Source organism: Shewanella sp. SG41-4, assembly GCF_014164505.1.
GTDB lineage: Bacteria > Pseudomonadota > Gammaproteobacteria > Enterobacterales > Shewanellaceae > Shewanella.
Genome location: NZ_JACJFI010000273.1, coordinates 1 through 5003, shown reverse-complemented (window position 1 = coordinate 5003; position 5003 = coordinate 1). Strand labels below are relative to the sequence as shown.

At 39.1% G+C, this 5003-nt stretch carries 5 protein-coding genes, 2 tRNA genes and 1 pseudogene; 4 read left to right on the top strand and 4 right to left on the bottom strand.

Features of this window, described 5'->3' with window-relative positions; genetic code table 11:
• Positions 1–213 (bottom strand): annotated as a pseudogene (locus tag H5202_RS17905) (tRNA (guanosine(46)-N7)-methyltransferase TrmB); the annotation flags it as partial.
• Positions 214–457: 244 nt separating this feature from the next.
• Between H5202_RS17905 and mutY the strand changes: the two are divergent.
• Positions 458–1531, top strand: coding sequence for an A/G-specific adenine glycosylase (mutY, locus tag H5202_RS17900; protein WP_182773261.1), 1074 nt, complete (start codon positions 458–460; stop codon positions 1529–1531).
• 34 nt (positions 1532–1565) lie between these two features.
• Positions 1566–1844: an oxidative damage protection protein gene (locus H5202_RS17895; RefSeq protein WP_182773260.1), complete on the top strand. Its 279-nt coding sequence runs from the start codon at positions 1566–1568 to the stop codon at positions 1842–1844.
• 88 nt (positions 1845–1932) lie between these two features.
• On the opposite strand, the gene H5202_RS17890 is transcribed toward H5202_RS17895, so the two are convergent.
• Positions 1933–2508 (bottom strand): YceI family protein, encoded by a 576-nt coding sequence (locus tag H5202_RS17890; protein ID WP_182773259.1) that lies wholly within the window; start codon positions 2506–2508, stop codon positions 1933–1935.
• Positions 2509–2616: 108 nt separating this feature from the next.
• The gene (locus H5202_RS17885) at positions 2617–3174 is read right to left on the bottom strand and encodes a cytochrome b (protein WP_182773258.1); all 558 of its coding nucleotides are present in this window, start codon (positions 3172–3174) and stop codon (positions 2617–2619) included.
• A 584-nt stretch (positions 3175–3758) separates the two neighbouring features.
• Between H5202_RS17885 and H5202_RS17880 the strand changes: the two genes are divergently transcribed.
• Both H5202_RS17880 and H5202_RS17875 read left to right on the top strand, forming a co-directional pair.
• Positions 3759–3834: transfer RNA gene (locus H5202_RS17880), tRNA-Phe, on the top strand.
• A 6-nt stretch (positions 3835–3840) separates the two neighbouring features.
• Positions 3841–3916: transfer RNA gene (locus H5202_RS17875), tRNA-Thr, on the top strand.
• Positions 3917–4073: 157 nt separating this feature from the next.
• On the opposite strand, the gene H5202_RS17870 is transcribed toward H5202_RS17875, so the two are convergent.
• On the bottom strand, positions 4074–4775 hold the full coding sequence (locus H5202_RS17870) for a SapC family protein (protein ID WP_182773257.1): 702 nt from the start codon (positions 4773–4775) through the stop codon (positions 4074–4076).
• Positions 4776–5003 lie beyond the last annotated feature (228 nt).

The following is a 5003-nucleotide window of genomic DNA, read 5'->3' as shown; positions in this document are numbered from 1 at the left end:
AAAACCGATTTCTAAAACGGTATCTGCATCGCGACCAAATACTTGAGTTAACCCTAACGCTTGTGGAGAGTAATCAAGTCCCATTGTTGGCCAATGTGCTTCAATTGCTTGAGATTGACCTTTGGTTAAACGGCCTTCACGTAAAACAAAACTTCTGATTTTACGAATATACTTACCGTCTTCGTTAAATTCAGCTGTGGTAACGTCGCTCATCTTTGCCTCATTGTCTGCGTACTTTGTTGTGCTGTTATAGCTAAAGATTAAACAATGCCTAAATATTATTCCGGCATTATTTACCTGCACATTACGCAATTGCTATCTGTAATAGATGTTTTTAAACTCAGTGAGACATTATACCTAAACTCATTGCACATGTTTACGCTAATTTAGTGCAAACGTGTGATTTAAAATATCGGTGCCACTTGTGTAATAAAATGGCTATGGCTACACTGCGCCCATGAAAAATTTGACTCCATTTTCTGAGCGTATCATCGCTTGGTATGACCTACATGGTCGAAAATCACTGCCTTGGCAGATCAATAAAACGCCTTATCGAGTTTGGGTGTCGGAGATCATGCTCCAGCAAACTCAAGTCGCGACGGTGATCCCCTATTATGAAAAATTTATGGCGCGTTTCCCTAGCGTGATAGATCTTGCTAATGCTCATCAAGATGAGGTATTGCATTTATGGACCGGTCTAGGTTATTACGCCAGAGCGCGTAATCTTCATAAAGCAGCCCAACATATTCGAGATGCTTTTAATGGCGAGTTCCCAACTCAGTTTGATGATGTAGTCGCGTTATCTGGGATAGGTAAATCGACTGCGGGTGCTGTGTTATCGTTATCCCTTGGGCAACACCACCCTATTTTAGACGGTAATGTAAAACGCGTATTAGCCAGACATGGTGCTATAGAAGGCTGGCCAGGACAAAAAAACGTTGAACAGCAATTGTGGCAATTAACTGATACGTTAACACCCGCTAAAAACGTTGAAAAGTTTAACCAAGCAATGATGGATATTGGTTCAAGTGTTTGTACTCGCAGTAAACCTAATTGTGCCGCCTGCCCTGTAGCAATTGATTGCTTGGCTCAACAGTCGGGCCATCAAAGTTTATATCCTGGTAAAAAACCAAAAAAAGTAACGCCAGAAAAATCAGCTTTTATGGTGGTTTTAGTCGATAGCAGCGAAGACTCAGTTAAAGTTCAGCTTATCCAGCGCCCACCGGCAGGTATATGGGGAGGATTATGGTGTTTTCCGCAATTTGAACAACAAGCAGAATTAGATGACTATTTAACGCTGTATAATTTGACAGAGTCTGAACAGGGGCTTGCTGGGTTTAGGCATACATTTAGTCATTTCCATCTTGATATTCAACCAGTATTAGTTGAACTATCTGTCAATCAAGCAACTGGCATCATGGAACAAACCTCGGCTCTCTGGTATAACATAGAGCAACCTGCGAAAGTCGGATTGGCAGCAGCCACAGAACGTATTTTGGCTAATTTAGCCGTACTTTTCGCGACACATTAATTTTTAGTGTAATTAAAGTTAGTAAGGAATCATCATGGCTCGCACAGTTCAGTGTCTACATCTTAACAAATCAGCTGACGGCTTAGATTTTCAGCTTTACCCTGGCGAATTAGGTAAGCGTATTTTCGACAATATCAGTAAAGAAGCTTGGGGCTTATGGCAAAAGAAGCAAACCATGCTAATTAATGAGAAAAAACTCAGTATGATGAATGTTGATGATCGTAAGTTTCTTGAAGAGCAAATGACTAATTTTTTATTTGAAGGTAAAGACGTTGAAATCGAAGGCTATGTTCCACCAGCTGAAGATGAATAACCCAGCAATATAGTTAATCACTGTATTAAACAATAAAGCCGCTTAATTTAGCGGCTTTTTCTTGGCTATTAATAACTAACCCAACAGACTATTGTTTGACGCCTTCCACTACCAATGCTAATTCAACGTTAGCAGAAGCTGGACCTAAATCCATTTTGACACCGAAATCTTTCATCGCAAAAGTGGTTTTGCCACTAAAGCCTGCACGGTAACCACCCCATGGGTCTTTACCTTCACCAATAGCAACGGCATCAATACTTAACGGCTTTGTCACACCATTTAAAGTAAAGTCCCCATTAATCACAAACTGGTTATTACCTTTATCGACAATAGAGGTTGATGAAAAAGAGGCTTCTGGGAATTTACTGGTATTTAAAAAGTCTTCACTGCGTAAATGCTTGTCACGCTCGGCATGATTAGAATCAACACTGTTAGTATTAATCTTAACATTCACTTTGCCATCTGACACTTTGTCAGCATCAAAACTGAAGTCGCCAGAAAACTCATTAAAGCGCCCCACTACAAAGCTATAACCCAAATGGCTTACACTAAATTGAATCGATGCATGCGCACCTTGAGTGTCGATAACATAGTCGGCAGCATTAACAGCAACAGGTAACATAAACGTTGCACCGATAAGTGCTGCTACAAGGTGTTTTTTCATAATTTTTATTCCTTTGGTTAATAACAAACAGATTGATAAATTGATAAGTAGGTAGAGATTTATTCATCGAACATAATGGTTTATACATTCGACGGTTAAACAATTCGATTATTTGCCAATACGATTTGGCATCAGCATTCTTTTAAGGGTGTTATCTTTATCAATAATATGATGTTTAATCGCACCTGCAGCATGCAGCGTAACCAACCCAATTAAGCTATAAGCTAGGTATTGATGTATCACGCCTGCGATATCAGCTTGATCATCAATCAAAGCATTCGGAAATGGCACGGCAAACCAGTCAAAAATCCAAATATCTCGACCATCAGCTGTTGAAATCATAATTCCAGAACACATAATGAGTAACATTAACGTATAAAGAACAATATGCGCCCACTTCGCCAAACGTTTTTCCCATGGCTGATGATTCGATAATGAGCTAGGTGTGGGTGATATCGCTCGCCAAGTTAACCTTAATAGCGTTAAACCAAGTAAAAGCAGACCGACACTTTTATGCAGATGCGGTGCAGTTTGGTACCAACTACTGTAATAGGTAAGATCAACCATCCAATAACCAGCACTAAATAGGCCAATGATTACTATAGCGGACAACCAATGGACAAAAATGGTCACCAAGCCATAGCCTGCTGAAGTGTTTTTTAGCATGCATTACTTTCCTCTAAACAAGTTACAACATGATAACGTTATTTTTAGGAAAGAAAATCCGTAAAAGTAGCCGAAATCTTTCTACAAAATAGAATGATTAACATAAAATATTAACTGACGCGATTACACGCTTCTTTTGAGTGTTGTATGAGCCAATTATCAGCGTAAAAAGCTTACTTCGAAAAAGGTCACTTATAGGAGTTTGAAACGGATGAATAGTCAAACCCGATCATCAGCTATCAACCAGATCCCCTCCTAACCTATGCAACTTACAATTTGTGTTATTGATTATACCTATTGACGCCTAGGTAACATTTTTACTGTATATCCATTCAATTAAGTCCGAACGACAAAGCGATCTGGTCGTTTGTTTTGCTTATCTGACGTTAAAAAATGATTTTCTAGTTTAAAATTGATAAAAAAGCACCAGTTTGCACATTAACTAGCCGAACGAGTAAAAACATTTGAAAAACCACTTGCACGATAAAAACCATCACTATACTATGTGCGCACTCCAGACGAGACAGGCATTGATTACCAAGTTAATACCTAGTTTGAAGTAGATAACTAACACTTAGTTAGTTGCCCGAATAGCTCAGTCGGTAGAGCAGAGGATTGAAAATCCTCGTGTCCCTGGTTCGATTCCGGGTTCGGGCACCATTTTTAGCCGGCATAGCTCAGTTGGTAGAGCAACTGACTTGTAATCAGTAGGTCCCGAGTTCGACTCTTGGTGCCGGCACCATAAAAACAAAAAAGCCACTCATTGAGTGGCTTTTTTGCATCTGTAACATTAATCGAGTCAAGGTATCTAGATTCAGATATTGTATTTATTGAGTTTAACTTCCCTAAACAAAACCGGCACTCAATTGAGTGCCGGTTTTGTTTAGATAGCCCAGAGGCTATCTACCGAGTACTTCAATACGAGCTAAACGATTAACTTGGTTTAATGAACCCAAGTGACCATAAATTGGGCCTAGTAAACCGCGCTTTTTAAGTTCAATAAACTCTTCGTCACTTAACGCATTTAATTTAGCTTCATCAATAAGATATAAACCATTGATATTGCGTTTCTCACCCGCTACATCAACTGTAAGAGTCTGGTTAATCAACAGCCCTTTTTCATCTAAAAATCCTAAAATGCCGCGAGTAGCTTGATCTTGTTCATAGTGGCTAATCAAAGCTTGCTTACGCGCTTCTAAAAATGGAGTTTCTTTACCATCTTCAAATAATGCTTGGCCGTCTGTTTTAGTCACTTCTTTGGCATCTTCGCGTATACCAATCCATACTTTATCTTTAACGTCTGGATTAACAACTAAACCAAGTGGATAGTCACGAACAACAGCTGGAATATACAAACCTTGCCACTTACCATCTTTCACACTTAGATTTTGACCTGGTTTTAGGCCTAACATCGCAACTGATTGAAATTCGTTAGTGTCACTGTTTTTAACAAATACGATTGGATACTCAGTGGCAGCACGGTTAATTTCATGCAAGGTAACCGGCACGATGTGCTGCTCCGCCACGTGTGAAAAGTCACTTGGAGTCAGTTTTAAATCACCATGTTTGGTTTGTTCTAATAATGTAATCTGGTTAGGCATCTTGGCTCCTTGAAGCACTGATTATCTTTTATGGTATAAGTACAACATCATTGTCATACGTTGTGTTAACAAATAATTAACAACTGAAACTACCAAGTTAAATCTTAAATTCAAGTACATTTAAGTTAAATTGCGTCAATAAACGTCAAATGGCCAATTCTTGTGCAAAAAAGGCTTTGTGATTAACAAAGCCTATTCGTTTATGTTGATAGTAGCTCAACTCCCTAT